The 2,260-nt window shown below is 66.2% G+C and carries 2 protein-coding genes; both read left to right on the top strand.

Features of this window, described 5'->3' with window-relative positions; genetic code table 11:
* On the top strand, window positions 1-1,092 hold a 1,092-nt coding region (locus ACE3TU_RS21565), incomplete at its 5' end, for an SGNH/GDSL hydrolase family protein (protein WP_374627909.1).
* A gap of 219 nt (window positions 1,093-1,311) precedes the next feature.
* A partial coding sequence (locus ACE3TU_RS21560; protein ID WP_374627908.1) for a DUF3683 domain-containing protein occupies window positions 1,312-2,260 on the top strand: 949 nt, incomplete at its 3' end.

Raw genomic sequence — 2,260 nt, 5'->3', positions numbered from 1 at the left:
GCACGCGTCTTTCGCATAGGTCGTTTTCATCTCAGGGAGAGTGTCATGGCTTGGTGCAGGCGTAGCTGTCGTGGTCTTGTCGCGTTGTCTCTTGCCTTGGCAGGCAGCCTGGCCCAGGCGGGGCCGTATTCGGCGATGTACGTTTTCGGCGACAGCCTTTCCGACTCCGGAAACGATTTCATCATCACCAGCGGCATATTGCCGTCGTCGGCCTATTACACGGATGGCACCCACTCCGGCCGCTTCACCAACGGCCTCAACTATGCCGATCGGCTGGCGACGGATTTCGGCTTGACGCTGACCCCGTCGCTGACAGGCGGCAACAACTACGCCTATGGCGGCGCCCGCAGCGACTATGCCCGGGCGGATCTGGCGGCCTTCGGCGCCCGGAGTTTCAACGCCCAGATCGGCCAATATCTGAGCAGAGCCGGCAACGCGGCGGACCCCAACGCGCTCTATGTGCTGTGGATCGGCGCGAACGACATCTCCGACGCCATCTCGCAATCGCTGAAGGCCCAGGGCGACCTGACCCCCATCCAGAACGAAATCGGGCAGACGGTCGGCGACATCGTCACCGCCCTGGTCACCCTCGAAAGCCTGGGCGCCAGGCACTTCCTGATCGGCAACTCCCCCGACCTGAGCCTGACGCCGTCAGTCCGCGGCCTGGCTTCGATCTTCGGCGCGGGCGTCCAGACGCTCGCAAAAGGCGCCAGCATGGCTTTCAACAGCGCGCTGAGTTTCTATGTGCCCGCCAACACCTTTGCCACATCCGACGTGACCATGTTCGACGCCTTCGGCCTGCAGACCGCCATGACGGATCATCCGGCGGACTACGGCATCGGCAACGTGACGAGCGGCTGTTACAACGGCCAAGTGGATGGCACCCCGACGCCCGGCGCCGGCCCGATTACCGAATGCCCCAACCCGAACCAATACATCTACTTCGACACCGAGCACCCGAGCGCCGCGCTGCACGAGTGGGCAGCGCGCACGATCTACACCCAGCTGGTGCCAGAGCCCGCGCAATGGGCGCTGACCCTCACCGCGCTCGGTCTGCTGGGCTTCGCGCCCCGCTGGCAACGGCGCGGCTGACCCCGTCCGACGCCTTGCGACCGACCGGCCCGCGCCTCTCCGGCGCGGGCCTTTTCTTTGCTGCGCCGCGCACTTACCGCCGCGCCGACCGGAACCGCCACCCCGCCCGAAGGTCCTACCTACGGTAACCCCGCTGTCCGTAAGGCTTTGTTTTTCGACAGAAGGCGGGGCGCTCCGCTAAAATGCCCAGTTCCCTGTCGCAAAAATCCAGGTAACGCAATGACCCAACGCCTGCGCGAGATCCCCTACAACTACACCTCGTTCTCGGATCGCGAGATCGTCATCCGCCTGCTCGGCGCCGATGCGTGGCAGACGCTGGACGCCTTGCGCTCCGAGCGCGTCACCGGCCGCTCCGCGCGGATGCTCTACGAGGTGCTGGGCGATGTGTGGGTCGTCCAGCGCAATCCCTACCTCCAGGACGACCTTCTCGCCAACCGCGACCGCCGCGGCGCGCTGATCGAAGCGCTGCGCCATCGCCTCGACGAAGTCGAGAAGCGCCGCGAGGAATCCGGCAAGGTCGATCCCGAGCGCAGCGCCAAGGTCGCCCACCTGATCGCCGCCGCCCACGGCGCAGTCGACCGTTTCAAGCGCTTTTTCGAAGACACCTACGATCTGCGCAAACGCGTCAAGCACGAGCTGGCCCGCCACACCCGCAAGGACAACATCTGCTTCGACGGCCACGCCCGCGTCTCCCACGTGACCGACGCCACCGACTGGCGCGTCGAGTACCCCTTCGTGGTGCTCTACCCGGACACCGAAGAAGAAATGGCGCCGCTGGTCAAGAGCTGCATCGAACTCGGCCTGACCATCATCCCGCGCGGCGGCGGCACCGGCTACACCGGCGGCGCCGTGCCCCTCGACGCCAAGTCGGTGGTCATCAACACCGAAAAGCTGATTTCCCTCGGTCCGGTCGAAGAACTCGTGCTGCCGGGCCTCGATGGCCCGATGGACAAGCCCTATGCCACCATCCGCACCGGCGCCGGTGTGGTCACCGAACGCGTCGCCGAAGCCGCCTCCGCGGCCGGCCGCGTGTTCGCCGTCGACCCGACCTCCGCCAGCGCCTCGTGCATCGGCGGCAACATCGCCATGAACGCCGGCGGCAAGAAGGCCGTGCTGTGGGGCACCGCCCTCGACAACCTGGCCTGGTGGAAGATGGTCACGCCGGACG

The sequence above is a fragment of the Devosia sp. genome, from assembly GCF_041917035.1.
Lineage (GTDB): Bacteria > Pseudomonadota > Alphaproteobacteria > Rhizobiales > Devosiaceae > Devosia_A.
Note: the sequence above shows the minus strand (reverse complement) of the source record. Positions and strands in the feature narration are given on the sequence as shown.